The organism is Staphylococcus sp. HMSC062H10 (assembly GCF_001836945.1).
GTDB lineage: Bacteria > Bacillota > Bacilli > Staphylococcales > Staphylococcaceae > Staphylococcus > Staphylococcus aureus.
Genome location: NZ_KV830979.1, coordinates 2,038 through 22,026 on the forward strand (window position 1 = coordinate 2,038; position 19,989 = coordinate 22,026).

Annotated in this window: 17 protein-coding genes and 2 pseudogenes; 12 read left to right on the top strand and 7 right to left on the bottom strand. The window is 33.3% G+C overall.

Going from position 1 to position 19,989, the window contains the following annotated elements; genetic code table 11:
* The 3 genes from HMPREF2658_RS07290 to HMPREF2658_RS07300 form a co-directional block, all read left to right on the top strand.
* Positions 1-349 (top strand): TIGR01741 family protein (locus HMPREF2658_RS07290; RefSeq protein ID WP_256337744.1); only part of this gene is annotated, 349 nt, incomplete at its 5' end.
* 620 nt (positions 350-969) lie between these two features.
* The gene (locus HMPREF2658_RS07295) at positions 970-1,344 is read left to right on the top strand and encodes a DUF4467 domain-containing protein (RefSeq protein WP_000822169.1); all 375 of its coding nucleotides are present in this window, start codon (positions 970-972) and stop codon (positions 1,342-1,344) included.
* A 148-nt stretch (positions 1,345-1,492) separates the two neighbouring features.
* Complete coding sequence (locus HMPREF2658_RS07300) at positions 1,493-1,891, top strand: DUF4064 domain-containing protein (protein ID WP_000415662.1); 399 nt, start codon at positions 1,493-1,495, stop codon at positions 1,889-1,891.
* A gap of 249 nt (positions 1,892-2,140) precedes the next feature.
* Here the strand turns inward: HMPREF2658_RS07300 and HMPREF2658_RS07305 are convergent, their stop codons facing one another.
* On the bottom strand, positions 2,141-2,965 hold the full coding sequence (locus HMPREF2658_RS07305) for a formate/nitrite transporter family protein (RefSeq protein ID WP_000659770.1): 825 nt from the start codon (positions 2,963-2,965) through the stop codon (positions 2,141-2,143).
* Between the two features lie 237 nt (positions 2,966-3,202).
* Positions 3,203-4,510, bottom strand: a complete 1,308-nt coding sequence (brnQ, locus tag HMPREF2658_RS07310) for a branched-chain amino acid transport system II carrier protein BrnQ2 (RefSeq protein WP_000745101.1) — start codon at positions 4,508-4,510, stop codon at positions 3,203-3,205.
* Positions 4,511-5,093: 583 nt separating this feature from the next.
* On the opposite strand from brnQ, the gene HMPREF2658_RS07315 reads away from it, so the two are divergent.
* The 3 genes from HMPREF2658_RS07315 to HMPREF2658_RS07330 all read left to right on the top strand — a co-directional run bounded on the left by HMPREF2658_RS07315 (position 5,094) and on the right by HMPREF2658_RS07330 (position 7,972).
* Positions 5,094-5,984 carry a 5'-nucleotidase, lipoprotein e(P4) family gene (locus HMPREF2658_RS07315; protein ID WP_001033894.1) on the top strand — a complete coding sequence of 297 codons (891 nt, stop codon included), beginning with the start codon at positions 5,094-5,096 and terminating at the stop codon, positions 5,982-5,984.
* 248 nt (positions 5,985-6,232) lie between these two features.
* A complete protein-coding gene (locus HMPREF2658_RS07325; protein WP_000477921.1) occupies positions 6,233-7,282 on the top strand; it encodes an ABC transporter permease in 1,050 nt (349 codons plus the stop codon).
* A 12-nt stretch (positions 7,283-7,294) separates the two neighbouring features.
* Entirely contained in the window at positions 7,295-7,972 is a 678-nt protein-coding gene (locus HMPREF2658_RS07330) for an ABC transporter ATP-binding protein (protein WP_000911015.1), read from the top strand.
* Between the two features lie 142 nt (positions 7,973-8,114).
* On the opposite strand, the pseudogene HMPREF2658_RS14860 reads toward HMPREF2658_RS07330, so the two are convergent.
* Positions 8,115-8,269, bottom strand: a pseudogene (locus HMPREF2658_RS14860) (hypothetical protein).
* Here HMPREF2658_RS14860 and HMPREF2658_RS07335 point away from each other — a divergent pair.
* The 4 genes and pseudogenes from HMPREF2658_RS07335 to HMPREF2658_RS14610 all read left to right on the top strand — a co-directional run bounded on the left by HMPREF2658_RS07335 (position 8,223) and on the right by HMPREF2658_RS14610 (position 12,799).
* The gene (locus HMPREF2658_RS07335; protein WP_223200606.1) at positions 8,223-9,209 is read left to right on the top strand and encodes a PTS sugar transporter subunit IIC; all 987 of its coding nucleotides are present in this window, start codon (positions 8,223-8,225) and stop codon (positions 9,207-9,209) included. The pseudogene HMPREF2658_RS14860 and the gene HMPREF2658_RS07335 overlap by 47 nt on opposite strands.
* Positions 9,210-9,551: 342 nt before the next feature.
* Positions 9,552-10,670 carry a carbohydrate kinase gene (locus HMPREF2658_RS07340; protein ID WP_001283968.1) on the top strand — a complete coding sequence of 373 codons (1,119 nt, stop codon included), beginning with the start codon at positions 9,552-9,554 and terminating at the stop codon, positions 10,668-10,670.
* A complete protein-coding gene (locus tag HMPREF2658_RS07345; protein WP_000002063.1) occupies positions 10,645-11,568 on the top strand; it encodes a pseudouridine-5'-phosphate glycosidase in 924 nt (307 codons plus the stop codon). Before HMPREF2658_RS07340 ends, HMPREF2658_RS07345 begins: the two co-directional genes overlap by 26 nt.
* A 10-nt stretch (positions 11,569-11,578) precedes the next feature.
* Positions 11,579-12,799: pseudogene (locus HMPREF2658_RS14610) on the top strand (NupC/NupG family nucleoside CNT transporter).
* Between the two features lie 105 nt (positions 12,800-12,904).
* On the opposite strand, the gene HMPREF2658_RS07355 reads toward HMPREF2658_RS14610, so the two are convergent.
* Both HMPREF2658_RS07355 and HMPREF2658_RS07360 read right to left on the bottom strand, forming a co-directional pair.
* Entirely contained in the window at positions 12,905-14,437 is a 1,533-nt protein-coding gene (locus tag HMPREF2658_RS07355; RefSeq protein ID WP_000665745.1) for a sodium:solute symporter family protein, read from the bottom strand.
* Positions 14,438-14,476: 39 nt separating this feature from the next.
* Positions 14,477-15,358 carry an N-acetylneuraminate lyase gene (locus HMPREF2658_RS07360; protein ID WP_001030738.1) on the bottom strand — a complete coding sequence of 294 codons (882 nt, stop codon included), beginning with the start codon at positions 15,356-15,358 and terminating at the stop codon, positions 14,477-14,479.
* Between the two features lie 158 nt (positions 15,359-15,516).
* Here HMPREF2658_RS07360 and HMPREF2658_RS07365 point away from each other — a divergent pair, with 158 nt between their 5' ends.
* Complete coding sequence (locus HMPREF2658_RS07365) at positions 15,517-16,377, top strand: ROK family protein (protein ID WP_070854296.1); 861 nt, start codon at positions 15,517-15,519, stop codon at positions 16,375-16,377.
* A 275-nt stretch (positions 16,378-16,652) separates the two neighbouring features.
* Here the strand turns inward: HMPREF2658_RS07365 and HMPREF2658_RS07370 are convergent, their stop codons facing one another.
* Positions 16,653-17,453, bottom strand: a complete 801-nt coding sequence (locus HMPREF2658_RS07370) for a pentose phosphate pathway transcriptional regulator RpiRA (RefSeq protein WP_000667385.1) — start codon at positions 17,451-17,453, stop codon at positions 16,653-16,655.
* Positions 17,454-17,592: 139 nt separating this feature from the next.
* Between HMPREF2658_RS07370 and HMPREF2658_RS07375 the strand changes: the two genes are divergently transcribed.
* Positions 17,593-18,261: an N-acetylmannosamine-6-phosphate 2-epimerase gene (locus tag HMPREF2658_RS07375; RefSeq protein ID WP_000936722.1), complete on the top strand. Its 669-nt coding sequence runs from the start codon at positions 17,593-17,595 to the stop codon at positions 18,259-18,261.
* Between the two features lie 129 nt (positions 18,262-18,390).
* Here HMPREF2658_RS07375 and HMPREF2658_RS07380 read toward each other — a convergent pair whose 3' ends face one another.
* Positions 18,391-19,704: a YjiH family protein gene (locus tag HMPREF2658_RS07380; RefSeq protein WP_001077707.1), complete on the bottom strand. Its 1,314-nt coding sequence runs from the start codon at positions 19,702-19,704 to the stop codon at positions 18,391-18,393.
* Positions 19,705-19,989: the final 285 nt, after the last annotated feature.

A 19,989-nucleotide genomic window follows, 5' to 3' on the forward strand; every position in this document is an offset into this window, starting at 1 on the left:
TAAACCAGGTAGCGATGAATTGAATTATTACACGGATATATCTAGAGATTATAATATTTCAGAAGAAATATTTGATGATTTATGGATGAATCTTTATTACTTGTTTATGAATTTAAGGGATTTATTTAAAGAAGAAGATTTAGAACCATGGACATCATGCGAATTTGACTTTACAAGCGAAGGTAAATTAAACGTATCTTTTGATTATATAGATTGGATTAAATTAGGTTTTGGCCCATCAGGAAAGGAAAACTATTATATGTATAAAAAGTTTGGTGTTTTACCAGAAACGGAATACGAAATGGAAGAAATTCGAGAAGTAGAGAAGTATGTTAAAGAGCAAGAGTAGCAGACATGTTATAAAAGGCTGTGCAAAACCAACCTTGTTTTACATTTGACTCAAAGAAGAAGGTAAAAGATAAGATTATTTGCAACTTAAAAAGTCAATTAGCTTATCGGTATCCTTACATCATGGATAAATGAGTTCAACTAATTAACAAATCACGATATAAATTTAAAATTGTCATTAATTGCAAAGGTTATTGTAGTGTATTTTATAAAGTTGATGTACATCGACTTATTTTTTAAAACTTATATCAAAAAAATGAGAAAAGTATATACTATTAAAATGTTTTTTACTATAATTATAAATAGTTAAATATTTGGTTATGAAATAAATGTGTGGGAGGCAATTTTTAGAGATACATAGCAATGTAAAGGTATCAAATAGTTATTGCATAATTTATTATGATGACATAATTTTCAGTAGATAATTGTAAATTAATACTGAAATAGATGTTTATATTAAGAAGACTTTAATATCATAATTAATCAAAATCTTGCGTCAAACATTTAAACGAATTTTAAGTTTATAACAATTGGTTAAACATTGTTCAAACATTACAATGATAAAGCATATTATCAGTATTGTAGTGTGTGGAAAATGACAGCCATCTAAGGAGAAAAATGATGAAAAGAATATTGGTAGTATTTTTAATGTTAGCTATTGTATTAGCAGGTTGTTCTAATAAAGGTGAAAAGTATCAAAAAGATATTGATAAAGTGTACAAAGAACAGAATCAAATGAATAAAATTGCCTCGAAAGTACAAAACACTATTAAAACAGACATTAAACAAGAAGACAGTAATACACATGTTTATAAAGATGGTAAAGTCATTGTTATTGGTATTCAATTGTATAAAGATCGTGAAAAAATGTATTATTTCGCATATGAAATAAAAGATGGTAAGGCAGAGATCAATAGAGAAATAGACCCAATTAAGTATATGAAAGACCATAAAGCAGATTATGAAGATGAAAATGTAGAAGTGGAAAAAAATTAACGTATGCTTTCTTTAAAACTTTTAACCATTTTCAAAAATAAATGAACTTTAGCGACAATAATTTTCACAATAAACACGATATAAATTTAAATATTTATATATAAGAACACAAACGTAAGTTTGTAAATAATAATAAAGGAGTAAGACAATGGAAAAATCGATCAAAATAATGACAATAATAGGTATTTCAGTTCAAGGTTTAGCAACTATATTTAGTTTACTATTTATGGTTTTAGCAGCATCAGGGGCAATGACTACAGATGTGTCAACAACAGTTAATGGTGAGGTTGACCCAGTTGATGCAGAAACAGCAGCAGCAATTTTCACTGTATTATTCTTATTCCTATTCATATTTGGAATCATTTCAATTATTTTAGGTGCAATCGGTATGTTTAAAGCATCTAAAAACAAAAAAATGAGTGGTATATTGTTGATTATTGGAGCTGTAATAAGTGGTAACATAATTACATTTGCTTTATGGTTAGTCAGTGGTATTAAACTCCTTACTAATAACAAGCCTAAAGATGAAATAAGCGACTTATCATAAATATCATATATTGAAATTTCAAGATTTCTTAAGTAATTATATTTCTGGTAGTTTTTAACAAATTAACCAATTAAATAAAGTGCTCTCTTAGAAGTAGATGTTCAGTCAATAGCTGCTTTTAAGAGAGCACTTTGTATTTGATAATGCTCATGGCATCGGACAAAAACCATTGACGAGCTTTAAAAAAATACGTTAGACAATGCACTTCTAAATATTAAAGGCATCGACTAACGCATTGTTCAAATAGAGTTAATTATTTTTATAAAATTGATGATGATCATTCAAGTAAGCATAGAATAAACCTATAATGAGTCCGCCTCCAATATAGTTGCCGATAAAAGCCGCAGCGATATTCGAAATAGCTGGTATGAAGTGCAATGTATCAACTTGATAAATTAAGCCTCCCATAAATAAGCAACTGTTGTAAACTACGTGTTCATAACCCATAAAGGCGAATATGGTAACTCCGAACATCATGACAAACATTTTTGCGAGTACATCGTCAATTTGCATGGCAATAACTAATGAAATATTGATAAAGAAATTGGCGAATATCGCTTTCATTAATATACTTACAAAACCAGTAGACAACGTTTTATGCTCAATAACTGCTGATAACTGATTTAACATATCTGGCGTCATTACATTTGAAAAACGCATGAAACTAAATAAAATAGCAGCACCTAAAATATTTCCTGCAAAGCACAATAAAAATATTTTCAATACTCTAGTCGGTTTAATTACTTTATAATACAGGCCTACAGTAAAGTACATGAAGTTACTGGTTAGTAGTTCGGAGTTTGTAAATAAAATGAGTACTAACGCAAAGCTGAATGTAATGGCACTGGCCATATTCACAATGCCTGGCGGTAAATCTGGTTCGTGTGTTGCTTTAACTGATAATACGAAGACCGTAATAATCCCGATAATAAATCCTGCCATCATCGCGCGTAATAAATAACGTTTTAAATAAACGCTTTGTAATATATCTTTTGTTCTTATTGTTTCGACTACGTTATTTACCCAGTCGTCCCCATAAAAAATCTTATCCCATTTAATATGTTTCTCCTTCACAATGACATCCTCACTTTTCATTTGTTAATCAGAGTATACTATGAATCGCCTTATTTGTGAATAATTTCACAAAATTAATTTTAAAAACTAATATTTTTGAATAACAGCTAGGATTTTTTAACAAATCATTTATTTTAAAATAATTAATCGTCAGTTAGTATCAATGAATAAATACAGATTTTCATATAAAAAAGCCTAGTAACGAGGGGGCAATCATTACTAGGCAGTGAGCATTTATTAAGTTGTCGTTTGTTTCGGGCGGCGTATCAATACATCGATTATGAAACCGATAATAGCAAAGAGCATGAATGGTACAAGCCAAGCTAAATCGATATCTGCTAAAGGTAACATCATAAACCATTTCAAAATAACACCGTGTAATAAGTTGAAACTATTTAGTATTTGTAAAATTGAAATAATCAATGTAATAATAGTTGCGAGTCGATATGCCCAACTGAATCTGAATGTGCTAAACATGTTAGCAAATGATATGAGCACAAGTGCGATTGATACAGGATATATTAATGTCAGCAATGGGACAGCAATTTTTAAAATCATTTCTAAACCAAGTGTTGTAAATAAGAACCCTATGATAGAGAAAATAAGTGCGAATATTTTATAAGAAAACTTAGGTACGTGTTTCTTAGTAAATGTGGCGCAAGCATTGACGAGTCCTATACATGTTGTTAAACATGCAAGTATCACTGTCATACCAAATACTATGTTGCCAAATGAACCAAACACTCGTAATGAGTTGTACGTCAATATATCTGTACCATCTTTAAAGTTTCCTGGAGCTGTTGATGCCCCAACGTATGCAAGTGCAAAGTAAATCATTCCAAGTAATATGGCTGCAATAAGACCTGAAAAGCAGACATATTTTAAAATTTTCATGCGATCTGTGAGCCCTTTAAACTTATAGCCATTGACAATGACTACGGAAAAAGCTAACGCAGCAACAAGGTCCATTGTAAAATAGCCTTCCAAACTTCCTGAAATGAAAGGATGTGTTATATATTTATCCTTAGGTGCACTTAGTGCAGATTCAGGGTTGAAAATGACAGCAATACTTAATAGAGCGACCATTAATAGTAATAACGGTGTTAATAATTTACCTAAATTATCAACGATTTTCGATGGATTTAAACTAATCCAGTAAACGATGGCAAAAAAGATTGCTGCGAATATAATTAAAGTCCATTGGTTATGCACAGGTAAAATGTGTCTTGTACCAATTTCGTACGCGACATTTGCAGCACGTGGAATACCGTAAAATGCTCCGATAGACATGTAAATCACGACAGCAAAAATAAATCCGAACCATGGGTGTATACGATTACCTACACTTTCAACACCTTCATCATAAAATGCAACAACAATAACAGTAATAAATGGGAGTAATATGCCTGTAAGGGCAAAGCCTAGCATACCAATCCACATATTTTGACCCGCTGTATGGCCAAGCATGGGCGGGAATATTAAATTTCCGGCTCCAAAAAAGAGTGAAAATAACATGAGGCCCGAAATAATAACTTGTTTTTTCAATGTAATTTCCTTCCTAAAACTAGATATTCATAATAATTTAAAAAATCTGAAAAATAAAAACGTTCTTACTTTATCTTTAAATCACAATACTATGATTCTATTATTTTATAAAAAAGATTGCAATAATAATAACTTGGCGTTATTGGATAATGACAATTAAAGTGTCGTTTTTATGAATTAAAATAGGTGAAAGTAAGTTGGAAATACGTTGGAGCGTTGTGATTTTTATGAGAAATTGTATGAGTGAGGACTGCTATTTATAAAAGGTAAACTATGGATGAGTTTATGGTTGTTCCAATAGATAAATAAGAGATAGCACACTGTACACATAATGATACGTGGATGAGTGAATATGTCTGATAGGAAGGCCTAGTCACTCAAATGAATTAAAGTTTATTACGTGATAAATCACAAATCTCTCTCATGTTATAGGTCTCCAATTAAATCATGCTTATATGAAATGTTCACATATTTGTTAGCTTTTCAAGAAATTATATTAAATATCTTTGCATAGTATAGCAAAGTTAAATAAATACATTTATAATTTTAACTGTATTTTAAATATTAATCATGAGGTGATAGGATGAATAAAATTTCAAAGTATATTGCAATAGCATCATTATCGGTAGCGGTTACAGTTTCAGCACCACAAACGACAAATTCTACAGCGATTGCCAAAAGTTCTGCTGAAGTTCAACAAACGCAACAAGCTTCAATGCCGGCTTCACAAAAAGTGAATCTTGGAAATCAGAATATTATGGCAGTTTCTTGGTACCAAAATTCAGCTGAAGCAAAAGCTTTATATTTGCAAGGTTATAACAGTGCGAAAGTTCAACTAGATAAAGAAATTAAAAAGAATAAAGGTAAGCATAAATTAGCAATTGCATTAGATTTAGATGAAACAGTTTTAGATAATTCTCCGTATCAAGGCTATGCATCAATACATAATAAACCTTTCCCAGAAGGTTGGCATGAATGGGTACAAGCTGCTAAAGCTAAGCCTGTTTATGGCGCAAAAGAATTCTTGAAATATGCTGATGAAAAAGGTGTCGATATCTACTATATTTCTGATAGAGATAAAGAGAAAGATTTAAAGGCAACACAAAAGAACTTAAAACAACAAGGTATCCCTCAAGCTAAGAAGAGTCATATTTTACTAAAAGGTAAAGATGATAAGAGTAAAGAATCACGCAGACAAAAGGTTCAAAAAGATCATAAACTTGTCATGCTATTTGGAGACAATTTATTAGACTTTACAGATCCAAAAGAAGCAACAGCTGAATCTCGTGAAGCTTTAATCGAAAAACATAAAGATGATTTTGGTAAGAAATATATTATTTTCCCTAACCCAATGTATGGTAGTTGGGAAGCTACAATTTATAACAATAACTATAAAGCTAGTGATAAAACAAAAGATAAATTACGTAAAAATTCTATTAAACAATTCGATCCTAAAACAGGCGAAGTTAATTAACATATGAATTGGACGTCTACATGTACTTATAGGTATATGTAGGCGTTTTTAAATTGTTCCTTAATTTTAAATGTACAGTACAAAAGCAATAGGCAACTAATTGCATTTTCCATAAATTTGCTTTTAATAATAAAAGTTCGGGTATAATGAACAATAAGTGTATATATAACATTACATAGCGCAACTTGGCGTACGCGCATCTAAGAATATAAATAATGTTTAAATCATAGTAGTAGGGAGAGGAATCCATGTTTTTAGCTTGGAATGAAATACGGCGCAACAAATTGAAGTTTGGACTGATTATTGGTGTGTTGGCAATGATAAGTTACTTACTTTTTCTATTGTCGGGATTAGCTAATGGTTTAATTAATATGAATAAAGAAGGTATTGATAAGTGGCATGCGAATGCCATTGTGTTAAATAAGGATGCTAATCAAACTGTGCAACAATCTATTTTTAATAAGAAAGATATTGAAAATAAATACAAGAAACAAGCTACATTGAAGCAAACAGGGGAAATTGTTTCTAATGGTCATCAAAAAGACAATGTCTTAGTGTTCGGCGTTGAAAAGTCGTCGTTTATAGTTCCGAGTCTAATCGATGGGCATAAAGCAACTAAAGATAATGAAGTGTTAGCAGATGAAACACTTAAAAATAAAGGGTTTAAGATTGGTGACACATTAACACTATCTCAATCTGATGAAAAATTGCATATTGTAGGTTTTACAGAAAGTGCAAAGTATAATGCATCACCAGTCATTTTTACGAATGATGCTACCATAGCTAAAATTAATCCTCGATTAAGTGGCGATAAAATCAATGCAGTTGTTGTACGTGATGCAAATTGGAAAGACAAAAAATTAAATCAAAAACTTGAAGCAGTAAGTATTAATGACTTTATTGAAAATTTACCAGGTTACAAACCGCAAAACTTAACATTAAACTTTATGATTTCGTTCTTATTTGTCATTTCAGCAACAGTGATTGGTATTTTCCTATATGTCATGACATTACAAAAGACGAGTTTATTTGGCATATTAAAAGCTCAAGGATTTACGAATGGCTATTTGGCGAATGTGGTAATTTCGCAGACGGTCATATTAGCACTATTCGGTACGGCATTGGGATTACTATTCACAGGCATTACAGGTGCATTTTTACCTGATGCAGTACCGGTCAAATTTGATGTACTAACATTACTCGTATTTGCAGTTGTGTTAATGATTGTCTCCGTATTAGGAAGTTTATTCTCCATTTTAACGATTAGAAAAATAGATCCGTTAAAGGCGATTGGATAGGAGGTGTAGCGAATGTTGAAATTTGAAAATGTAATGAAGTCATTTAAAGATGGTAATCGTACAATTGAAGCGGTTAAAAATACAAACTTTGAAATAAATAAAGGTGATATTGTAGCATTAGTTGGACCTTCTGGGTCTGGTAAAAGTACATTTTTAACTATGGCAGGTGCTTTACAAACGCCGACATCTGGTAATATTTTAATTAATAATCAAGATATTACGGAAATGAAGCAAAAAGCATTAGCGAAGGTAAGAATGTCTGAGATAGGGTTTATATTACAGGCGACCAATCTTGTGCCATTTTTAACGGTAAAGCAGCAATTTACCTTACTGAAAAAGAAAAATAAGAATGTCATGTCGAACGAGGACTATGAGCAACTTATGAAGCAATTAGGGTTAAATTCTTTACTCAATAAATTACCGTCAGAAATTTCAGGTGGTCAGAAACAGCGTGTTGCAATTGCGAAAGCATTGTATACAAATCCTTCTATTATACTTGCGGATGAACCCACTGCATCGTTAGATACTGAAAATGCAATTGAGGTTATTAAAATTCTGCGTGACCAAGCCAAACAAAGAGAAAAAGCGTGTATTATCGTTACACATGATGAAAGGCTTAAGGCATATTGTGACCGTTCGTATCATATGAAAGATGGCGTTCTTAATCTTGAAAATGAAACAGTAGAATAATTTATCAAGCCGGCACATTGTGTGCCGGTATTTTTATATCCATGTATTATTTGAATAAACTTTCACATTCAATTAATAATAATTATTATCGAAAATTAGAAATATTCCGTGAAATATAATATTTTTTGTAGTAAAATGGCCTCTAAGTATTCAATATTTGACTATGGGGATTGAATATAAATAATCATAATGGGGGTCATGCTTAATGGATTTATTAATAGGTACTTTATTTTTATTTTTAGTCTTAGTCATTTTTACATTATTTACATATAAAGCGCCTAATGGTATGCGTGCTATGGGCGCATTGGCAAATGCAGCGATTGCAACATTTTTAGTGGAAGCATTTAATAAATATGTTGGTGGCGAAGTATTTGGTATTAAATTTTTAGGAGAGCTAGGGGATGCTGCGGGAAGTCTAGGTGGTGTCGCTGCCGCTGGATTAACAGCATTAGCTATCGGTGTGTCACCAGTATATGCATTAGTTATAGCAGCCGCGTGCGGTGGTATGGATTTATTACCAGGTTTCTTTGCGGGTTATATGATTGGATATGTGATGAAATATACAGAGAAATATGTGCCGGATGGTGTCGACTTAATTGGATCGATTGTCATCTTAGCGCCATTAGCTCGTCTTATTGCAGTATTATTAACGCCAGTAGTGAATAGTACATTGATTAGAATTGGTGATATTATCCAAAGTAGTACGAATACGAATCCAATTATCATGGGTATCATTTTAGGTGGTATTATCACGGTTGTCGGCACAGCGCCATTGAGTTCAATGGCATTGACAGCATTATTAGGTTTAACGGGTGTACCTATGGCTATTGGTGCCATGGCAGCATTTAGTTCGGCATTTATGAATGGGACGCTATTCCATCGCTTAAAATTAGGTGATCGTAAGTCTACGATTGCAGTAAGTATTGAACCTTTATCACAAGCAGATATTGTATCAGCCAATCCAATTCCAATCTATATTACAAATTTCTTTGGTGGTGCGATTGCTGGTTTAATTATTGCTATGTCAGGTTTAATTAACGATGCGACAGGTACAGCTACACCGATTGCAGGATTTTTAGTTATGTTTGGATTTAATCATCCGACGACAATTGTGATTTATGGTGTAGTAATGGCGATTGTAGGTACGCTTGCAGGTTATCTTGGTTCAATTGTATTTAAAAAATATCCAATTGTTACTAAGCAAGACATGATTAATCGAGGTGCAGTAGACGCATAGCATCATCATATTGAATAGTAAAAACAAATAAAACATAGTAACGTGATTCAGTCGATGTAACAGTCGATAATGAGTCACGTTTTTTTATAGAAAAATATAAGACATAAAAATGTCATAATTTATAGTCGACAAATATCATACTGTATAAACATTTATCATTTTCTCAGGTGCCTTTTACGCGATGGAATGAACTTACTTTTTACGAAATTATGCGTATTTTATAAACAAATATCATTAATATAACGGTAAATGTAAGCGTTTACAACGGAAATAACTGCATGCTACGATATTTTTGTAAATTCACTGATTCAAGTATTTTAAGTCAATATGAGGAGGGATGTTATGAGCGATTCTGAGAAAGAAATTTTAAAAAGAATTAAAGATAATCCGTTTATTTCACAACGTGAACTTGCTGAGGCAATTGGATTATCTAGACCCAGCGTAGCAAACATTATTTCAGGATTAATACAAAAGGAATATGTTATGGGAAAGGCATATGTTTTAAATGAAGATTATCCTATTGTTTGTATTGGCGCAGCGAATGTAGATCGTAAGTTTTATGTGCATAAAGATTTAGTTGCAGAAACATCAAATCCTGTAACGTCAACACGTTCTATTGGTGGCGTAGCAAGAAATATTGCTGAGAACTTAGGTAGGCTTGGCGAAACGGTCGCTTTTTTATCTGCTAGTGGACAAGATAGTGAATGGGAAATGATTAAACGATTGTCCACACCATTTATGAATTTGGATCATGTTCAACAATTTGAAAATGCGAGTACAGGTTCATATACAGCTTTAATTAGTAAAGAAGGCGACATGACATATGGCTTAGCAGATATGGAAGTGTTTGACTACATTACGCCTGAATTTTTAATTAAGCGTTCACACTTATTGAAAAAGGCTAAGTGCATTATTGTCGATTTGAATTTAGGCAAAGAGGCATTAAACTTCTTATGTGCCTATACCACGAAACATCAAATCAAATTAGTTATCACCACGGTTTCTTCCCCAAAAATGAAAAATATGCCTGATTCATTACATGCTATTGATTGGATTATCACGAATAAAGATGAAACAGAAACATACTTAAATTTAAAAATAGAATCTACTGATGATTTAAAAATAGCTGCTAAACGCTGGAATGATTTAGGTGTTAAAAATGTTATTGTGACAAATGGCGTGAAAGAACTCATTTATCGAAGTGGTGAGGAAGAAATCATCAAGTCAGTTATGCCATCAAATAGTGTGAAAGATGTTACAGGTGCAGGTGATTCATTCTGTGCTGCAGTAGTGTATAGCTGGTTAAATGGGATGTCTACTGAAGATATATTAATTGCTGGTATGGTTAACGCAAAGAAAACGATAGAAACGAAATATACAGTTAGGCAAAACCTAGATCAACAGCAACTTTATCACGATATGGAGGATTATAAAAATGGCAAATTTACAAAAGTATATTGAGTATTCTCGAGAAGTTCAGCAAGCACGGGAGAACAATCAACCGATTGTAGCATTAGAATCAACAATTATATCGCATGGTATGCCGTACCCACAAAATGTTGAAATGGCAACAACAGTAGAGCAAATTATCAGGAATAATGGTGCCATTCCAGCAACCATAGCCATTATAGATGGCAAAATTAAAATTGGTTTAGAAAGTGAAGATTTAGAAATACTTGCAACTAATAAAGACGTTGCTAAAGTGTCTAGAAGGGATTTAGCAGAAATTGTTGCGATGAAGCGTATTGGTGCTACTACTGTAGCGACGACGATGATATGTGCTGCAATGGCTGGTATTCAATTTTTTGTTACTGGAGGTATTGGTGGTGTCCATAAAGGTGCAGAACATACGATGGACATTTCAGCAGACTTAGAAGAATTGTCTAAAACAAATGTCACTGTTATCTGTGCAGGTGCCAAATCAATTTTAGACTTACCTAAGACAATGGAGTATTTAGAAACAAAAGGCGTTCCAGTTATTGGATATCAAACGAATGAATTGCCAGCATTCTTCACTCGCGAAAGCGGTGTTAAGTTAACAAGTTCGGTTGAAACGCCAGAACGACTTGCTGACATTCATTTAACAAAACAGCAGTTAAATCTTGAAGGTGGTATTGTTGTTGCTAATCCAATTCCATATGAGCATGCCTTATCAAAAGCATATATTGAGGCAATCATAAATGAAGCTGTTGTTGAAGCCGAAAATCAAGGTATTAAAGGTAAGGACGCCACACCGTTCTTGTTAGGGAAAATTGTAGAAAAAACGAATGGTAAAAGTTTAGCAGCAAATATAAAACTTGTTGAAAACAATGCGGCGTTGGGTGCTAAAATTGCTGTCGCTGTTAATAAATTGTTGTAGGTGATGATACATGAATATTTTATTCGCTATCACAGGGATAGCATTTGCACTATTTGTTGCGTTTTTATTCAGTTTTGATCGTAAAAACATAGACTTCAAAAAGACGTTAATAATGATATTTATTCAAGTGTTGATTGTGTTATTTATGATGAACACAACGATTGGTTTAACAATCTTAACTGCATTAGGTTCATTTTTTGAAGGGTTAATAAATGTTAGTAAAGCAGGTATAAACTTTGTTTTTGGAGATATACAAAATAAAAATGGCTTTACATTCTTTTTAAATGTGTTGCTGCCATTAGTGTTCATTTCTGTATTAATAGGCATTTTTAATTATATTAAGGTATTACCATTTATTATCAAATATGTAGGTATCGCTATTAATAAAATAACTAGAATGGGGCGCTTAGAAAGTTACTTTGCTATTTCAACAGCAATATTCGGTTAGCCAGAAGTATATTTAACTATAAAAGATATTATACCAAAGTTGTCTAGAGCAAAATTATATACAATTGCGACATCTGGTATGAGTGCTGTTAGTATGGCAATGTTGGGTTCATATATGCAGATGATTGAGCCTAAGTTCGTAGTTACAGCAGTAATGTTAAATATTTTTAGTGCGCTTATCATCGCCAGTGTAATCAATCCCTATAAATCTGATGATACTGATGTTGAAATTAATAACTTAACGAAATCCACAGAAACTAAAACATTGAATGGAAAAACAGGAAAACCTAAGAAAGTTGCCTTTTTCCAAATGATTGGTGATAGTGCGATGGATGGGTTTAAAATCGCTGTTGTAGTAGCCGTAATGTTGTTAGCATTTATTTCATTAATGGAAGCAATTAATATCATGTTTGGTAGTGTTGGTTTGAACTTTAAACAGCTTATTGGCTATGTGTTTGCACCAATCGCATTCTTAATGGGGATTCCATGGAGCGAAGCTGTTCCAGCTGGCTCTTTAATGGCGACTAAATTAATTACAAATGAGTTTGTAGCAATGCTTGATTTTAAAAATGTCCTGGGTGATGTATCTGCTCGAACACAAGGTATCATTTCAGTTTACTTAGTAAGCTTCGCTAATTTTGGTACGGTTGGTATCATCGTAGGTTCAATTAAAGGCATTAGTGATGAACAAGGAGAGAAAGTTGCATCCTTTGCAATGAGACTGTTACTTGGTTCAACTCTAGCTTCAATCATTTCAGGATCAATCATTGGCCTAGTATTGTAAATTAATCGAAGTATCTAAATTAAATTCATGGCAACATCAAAACTCCATCACCAAGTTGGCGCAACAGCGCATTATAACTTAGTGATGGGGTTTTATCATAACAATCTACTTTTTCGTAGCCGTTTTTGAAATGTATGTTGATGGTTTATCTTTTTCAAAAATTGTTAATCCCGTTATATCTTTTTTATGTTTTGAAGGGACAATGAAGCTAAGTATATAAGCAAAGACAAAAGCAACTGTAAATGAAATGGTAGATACATAGAAAGGTGAGTTACCTTTGCCAACACCATTATAGACGTAAGCAAAGATGATACCCAATATTAATCCACAAATAACACCGAATGTATTCGTACGTTTAGTGAAAATACCAACTGCAAATACACCAGCCAATGGAACGCCGAATAATCCAGTCACAAACAAGAATAAATCCCATAAGTCATTTGAATTAGAAGCAATTAAGTATAGTGACATTCCAAAACCGAAAATACCTGCAATGATGATGACCAAACGAGCAAAGTTAACTTCGTGTCGCTCGCTACCTTTTCCGAAGAAGCGTTGCTTAATGTCGATTGAAATACAAGCAGATATAGAATTTAAACTAGATGAAATGGTAGACTGTGCAGCTGCGAAAATGGCTGCAATAAGTAATCCTGCTACAAATGGTGGCATCTCAGTCAAAATGAAATATGGCACAACAGATGACGTGTTAAATCCTTTTGGTAAAACAGCTTCATGTGCATAAAATGAATACAACATTGTACCCATACCATAAAATAAGGGTGCTGAAATTAAAGCTAGGATACCATTTGTCCATAACGATTTATTTGTTTCTTTTAAACTATCAGAAGCTTGATAACGTTGCACGACGTCTTGACTCGCCGTGTATTGATACAAATTATTAAAAATATTTCCTAGGAAAATAATTGGAATGGCAGCTGCTGCAGTATTTAGTTTCCAATTGTCTGCACTAATTAATTTTTTGTGCTCAATCGCATCTGCAAAGACAGTGCCAAAACCGCCTTTAATGTTCATAACACCAAGAATGATGATAACTAAAGCACCGCCTAATAGAATGACGCCTTGAATGAAATCACTCCAAACCACACCTTCGAAACCACCTAAAAATGTATATAAAATACATAGTAAACCAACGAGTGATGCAACGATATAAGGGTTCATGTCTGATACAGATGTAATCGCTAATGTTGGTAAGTAGATAACGATTGCTACACGCCCTAGATGATAAACTACAAATAGTAAAGAGCCAATGACACGAATGCTAGGTCCGAAACGTGCTTCTAGATATTCATATGCAGATGTTACCTTTAACTTTTTAAAGAATGGAACATAGAAATAAATGAGTAATGGAATAATTGCTACGATAGCGATGTTACCTGCAATATATGACCAATCTGTTAAAAATGCTTTCTCTGGTGTAGACATAAACGTAATTGCACTTAATGTAGTGGCATAAATTGAAAAGCCAACTACCCAAGATGGCAAGCGACCACTTGCGGTAAAGAAACTATTCGTACTTTGGCTCGCACGCTTGGTAAAATAAACGCCAATGAGTAACATAGCTAGTAGATAAATGATAACGGCAACCCAGTTCAGTGTGCCAAATCCAACTTCTTTCATGGACAACATCCCCTTTACAATGTATTGATTCTTTGATGTCTATAAATCGTATTTTGCAATGAGTTGATCTAATGTTTGTCGATGTGCTTCGTTAAAAGGTTTGAATGGACGTTTCGGTAATCCTGCATCAATGCCACGGTGACGTAATATTTCTTTCAATGTTGGATAAATCCCCATTGATAACACTGTTTCGATAATGTCGTTTGAATCATGTTGTAGTTGGTAAGCTTCTTGAATTTGACCTTGTCGTGCTAAGTCGAATATTTTTCTAGCGCGGCGACCATTAACGTTATATGTAGAACCAATTGCACCATCTACACCAGAAATCGTAGCTTGAACTAACATTTCATCAAAGCCAGATAAGATTAATTTGTCTGGGAATGCTTTTCTAATACGTTCGAGTAGGAAGAAGTTCGGCGCTGTATATTTAACACCAACAATTTTTTCGTGATTAAAAAGCTCGCTGAATTGTTCAATAGAAATATTCACACCTGTTAAATCTGGTATTGCATAAATAATCATATTGTTCTGTGTTGCTTCGATAATATCGAAATAGTAATCTCTAATTTCTTCAAAAGTAAATGGATAGTAGAATGGTGTTACGGCAGAAAGTGCATCATAACCGAGTTCTGTGGCATATTTTCCAAGTTCAATGGCTTCATTTAAATCTAACGAACCTACTTGAGCAATCAATTTCACCTTATCCCCAACTGCCTCTTTGGCAACCTTGAAAACTTGCTTCTTCTGCTCTGTATTTAATAAAAAGTTTTCGCCTGAGCTACCATTTACATAAAGACCGTCTAATTCTTCAGTTTCAATGGCATTTTGAGCAATTTGTTTAAGTCCTTGTTCATTTACTTGACCATTTTCATCAAAAGGAACGAGTAACGCTGCATATAAACCTTTTAAATCTTTGTTCATTATGAAGTCCCTCCAAAAAATCATTTGATAATATAGTTTACAGCTATAATTGTAAACGCTATCATAAAATGTAACAATATCTTTTTGAAAATTGTAGTCATATTTATGTATAATTAATGAAAATATTTTTCAAAATCAATAGAAATGGAGTGAGTAAGGTGTATTACATCGCAATCGATATTGGAGGCACTCAAATTAAATCGGCAGTTATTGATAAGCAATTGAATATGTTTGACTATCAACAAATACCAACGCCGGACAATAAAAGTGAGCTTATTACTGACAAAGTATATGAGATTGTAACAGGGTATATGAAGCAATATCAGTTGATCCAACCTGTCATAGGTATTTCATCAGCAGGCGTTGTTGATGAACAAAAAGGCGAAATTGTATACGCAGGGCCAACCATTCCGAATTATAAAGGTACTAATTTTAAGCGATTATTAAAATCCCTGTCTCCTTATGTCAAAGTAAAAAATGATGTAAACGCTGCATTACTAGGCGAATTGAAATTACATCAATATCAAGCAGAACGGATCTTTTGTATGACGCTTGGTACAGGCATTGGGGGTGCGTACAAAAATAATCAAGGTCATATTGATAATGGTGAACTTCATAAGGCAAATGAAGTTGGATATTTATTGTATCGTCCAACTGAAAATACAACGTTTGAGCAACGTGCTGCAACGAGTGCATTGAAAAATCGCATGATTGACGGAGGATTTACGAGAAGCACACATGTGCCAGTATTGTTTGAAGCAGCTGAAGAAGGTGATGATATTGCAAAACAAATATTGAATGAGTGGGCAGAAGATGTAGCAGAAGGGATTGCCCAAATACAAGTCATGTATGATCCAGGGCTTATATTAATTGGTGGCGGTATATCTGAACAAGGAGACAATCTCATTAAATATATCGAACCGAAAGTTGCACACTATTTACCAAAAGACTATGTTTATGCACCAATACAAACGACTAAGAGTAAAAATGATGCAGCATTATATGGCTGTTTGCAATGATGGTTGAAAGAAGGAGTCATTCTAAAATAGAATTTGAAACCGTTACGAGAGATGAGAGCTGTTGTTAGTTCCACACATCACACTCTATCTAGGACCAATCTAAACTATATCAACCAACAATGTGCCACGGGCATATTAAATTGAAGACGCTTGAACGTATAGATCTCAAAAATGTAAAAAAGTTTTTGGTATTGAAATAAAAAAACACCTAGCAACTTGTTGGGACAATCACGATGATTGTCTACAGTTGCAGGTGGATTTGAATATACTACTAGTTATTTGTTGTCTAGGATAATAGATTTAGTATGTTGATAAGTTTGACTCAGATTTGTATTTTCTAATAAATGATAACTCACAATATCGATTAAAAAGAGTGTCGCAATTTGTGTGTTGATAAATTGATGGTCGGTATTACGCGATTGATCCGTTGTTAAAAGTACTAAATCTGCACAATCTGTAAGTTTACTACCTTCGAAATTTGTGATGGCAACGACATATGCACCATGAGATTTGGCGACTTCCGCTGCTGAAATTAATTCTGAAGTATTACCACTATTTGACATAGCAATAAACATATCCGATTGAGATAGTAGGGATGCCGATATTTTCATTAAATGTGAATCGGTAGTAACATTACCTTTTAGCCCCATACGAATCATACGATAATAAAATTCAGTCGCTGATAAACCAGAGCTACCTAGTCCAGCAAAGAGTATATGTCGACTTGATTGAAGTTTGTCGATAAAGGTTTGGATAATGTCGTTATCAATAAATTCGCCAGTTTGTTGAATGATTTGTTGATGATATTTATGAATTCTTTGAATGATTGGGCTATTTTCAATAACTGTCTCTGTCATTTCTTGTTGGATATTAAATTTTAAATCTTGGAAATTCTCATAATCCAGCTTATGACTAAAGCGTGTCATCGTTGCTGGTGATGTACCAATCGCATGGGCTAAGGAGTTAATCGTTGAAAAGGCATCGCTATAACCATTTTGTCTTATATAATTGACGATGCGTTTATCAGTTTTTGTAAATAAATGTTGATAACGTTGAACACGATTCTCAAATTTCATTGTGTCACCCCTTCATCTTAATGATTACTATTATATATGAAAAATATTTTCAAGATAGTAAAAAGCATTGATAAAAATTATCTTAATGATATATTGTAAATGACTTTACGTGAAAAAACGACTTATGGAGTGAGGAATAATGTTACCACATGGATTAATAGTATCTTGTCAGGCACTACCAGATGAACCATTACATTCATCTTTTATTATGTCGAAAATGGCATTAGCTGCGTATGAAGGTGGTGCTGTTGGTATTCGCGCAAATACTAAGGAAGACATTTTAGCAATTAAAGAAACGGTTGATTTACCAGTTATTGGCATTGTGAAACGTGACTATGATCACTCAGATGTTTTCATTACTGCAACGTCAAAAGAAGTTGATGAACTGATAGAAAGCCAATGTGAAGTCATTGCATTGGATGCAACGTTACAGCAACGTCCGAAAGAAACGTTAGACGAATTAGTGACATATATTAGATCACATGCACCTAACGTTGAAATCATGGCTGATATCGCGACCGTTGAAGAAGCTAAAAATGCGGCACGACTTGGCTTTGATTATATTGGCACGACGTTACATGGTTATACTAGTTATACGCAAGGACAATTACTTTATCAAAATGACTTCCAATTTCTAAAAGATGTACTACAAAGTGTTGATGCAAAAGTTATTGCGGAAGGTAATGTCATTACACCGGATATGTATAAACGCGTGATGGACTTAGGCGTTCATTGTTCGGTCGTTGGTGGTGCGATAACACGACCAAAAGAAATTACGAAACGTTTTGTTCAAGTTATGGAAGATTAAATGATAACGATAAAAAACGAGATGACCATCATTAATTAAAGGTACCTAATTATCTTAGGTGGCTCAATGAATGTAATGGGTTCATCTCGTTTTGTTTGTTTATGATAGTGATTTTATTTTTAATTTGAATTATCCAAAAATAAGTAAAGCGACGGGGATAGTGATTAATAGCGACAATGCCACGCGTAAAAACCAAATGATGATGAGTTTCCAGACAGGTATTTTAATTTCAGTTGCTAGTATACATGGCACTAATGCTGAGAAAAAGATAATGGCTGATACGCTTACTACACCGACGACAAATTTAGTACTCATTGCAGCTTTAGTTACTAACAAAGATGGTAAAAACATTTCTACAATAGAAATCGCTGAAGCTTTTGCAAGTACAGCCTGATCAGCAATTGGGAAAATATAAATAAATGGATAGAATATATAACCAAGCCAATCAATAAATGGTGTATAGTTCGCTACAATCAGTCCTAAAAAACCAATCGATAATATAGAAGGCAAAATACCAACAGTCATTTCTAAACCGTCTTTCAAATTGTCCCAAACGTTCTTCACGAGGGATGGTGTTAATGCATTTTGTCTCATCGCCTCTGCATATGCAGTTTTCAGTCTGCTTCCTTCAATAGCAACTTCTTGTTCTCCTTCTTGTCCGTTATAATATTCTGTTGATTCATTGATGATTGGCGGTAGCCATGCAGTAATTGCAGTCACGACAAATGTGATGACTAAAGTTATCCAAAAGTATAAATTCCAATGTGGCATTAATCCTAAAGTTTTAGCAACGATAATCATAAAAGTTGCTGAAACTGTTGAAAAGCCAGTCGCAATAATCGTGGCTTCTCGTTTGTTGTACATCCCTTGCTTATAGACACGATTAGTAATCAATAATCCTAAGGAATAACTGCCGACAAACGAAGCCACTGCATCGACAGCGGATTTACCTGGTGTTTTAAAAATAGGTCTCATAATTGGCTCCATATAAACACCGACAAATTCTAATAAGCCATAGCCTACTAATAAAGAAAGCGCAATTGCACCTACTGGAATTAAGATACTTAATGGCATCATTAATTTTTCAAACAAAAACGGACCATAGTTAGCTTTAAATAGTATTGATGGACCGATTTTAAATACATACATTATACCGATTATTGCACCTGCAACTTTAAATAATGTAATGACCAAGTTTGTGATTGAAGTCATAAAAGTACGTCTCACTATTGGTAACGCTGTACCAATTAAAATCATAATCAGTGCAACATAGGGCATAAGTGGACCTATGATTGAGCGAATGGCTAGATGAACATGATCGACGAAAATAGTGTTGTTACCATTAATCGTAAAAGGAATAAAGAAACATAGTATGCCCACTAAACTATAGACAAAAAAACGCCATGCACTTGGTTGTTGTGCATTAGAATGATATTGATTCATTAAAGCAACCCCTTTGTTTAAATGAATACACAAAACTGTATGATGCATCTTCCCCTTAATGAGATGAATCATTATTTTAATTTAGAAAAATCTGAAAACTTACTATAATTGTATAGTTTGAATTATTTTCAGACCAATACAAATTAACTAATTATATATAGATTGAAACTATATTACTTAATAAAATGTTTATCTTAAATGTTGTTGTGTTGATTCAACGCCACAATTAAAGTATTTATAAATTATTTGAGGGTACAGATATTTGTAAATGATTAGTATCGATTT

Excerpts from the sequence above, each read along its gene's own strand:
- HMPREF2658_RS07300 (WP_000415662.1), top strand. The coding sequence starts at position 1,493 with ATGGAAAAATCGATCAAAATAATGACAATAATAGGTATTTCAGTTCAA.
- HMPREF2658_RS07315 (WP_001033894.1), top strand. The coding sequence starts at position 5,094 with ATGAATAAAATTTCAAAGTATATTGCAATAGCATCATTATCGGTAGCG.
- HMPREF2658_RS07330 (WP_000911015.1), top strand. The coding sequence starts at position 7,295 with ATGTTGAAATTTGAAAATGTAATGAAGTCATTTAAAGATGGTAATCGT.
- HMPREF2658_RS07360 (WP_001030738.1), bottom strand. The coding sequence starts at position 15,358 with ATGAACAAAGATTTAAAAGGTTTATATGCAGCGTTACTCGTTCCTTTT.
- HMPREF2658_RS07355 (WP_000665745.1), bottom strand. The coding sequence starts at position 14,437 with ATGAAAGAAGTTGGATTTGGCACACTGAACTGGGTTGCCGTTATCATT.
- HMPREF2658_RS07370 (WP_000667385.1), bottom strand. The coding sequence starts at position 17,453 with ATGAAATTTGAGAATCGTGTTCAACGTTATCAACATTTATTTACAAAA.
- HMPREF2658_RS07295 (WP_000822169.1), top strand. The coding sequence starts at position 970 with ATGAAAAGAATATTGGTAGTATTTTTAATGTTAGCTATTGTATTAGCA.
- HMPREF2658_RS07375 (WP_000936722.1), top strand. The coding sequence starts at position 17,593 with ATGTTACCACATGGATTAATAGTATCTTGTCAGGCACTACCAGATGAA.
- HMPREF2658_RS07345 (WP_000002063.1), top strand. The coding sequence starts at position 10,645 with ATGGCAAATTTACAAAAGTATATTGAGTATTCTCGAGAAGTTCAGCAA.
- HMPREF2658_RS07340 (WP_001283968.1), top strand. The coding sequence starts at position 9,552 with ATGAGCGATTCTGAGAAAGAAATTTTAAAAAGAATTAAAGATAATCCG.
- HMPREF2658_RS07325 (WP_000477921.1), top strand. The coding sequence starts at position 6,233 with ATGTTTTTAGCTTGGAATGAAATACGGCGCAACAAATTGAAGTTTGGA.
- HMPREF2658_RS07380 (WP_001077707.1), bottom strand. The coding sequence starts at position 19,704 with ATGAATCAATATCATTCTAATGCACAACAACCAAGTGCATGGCGTTTT.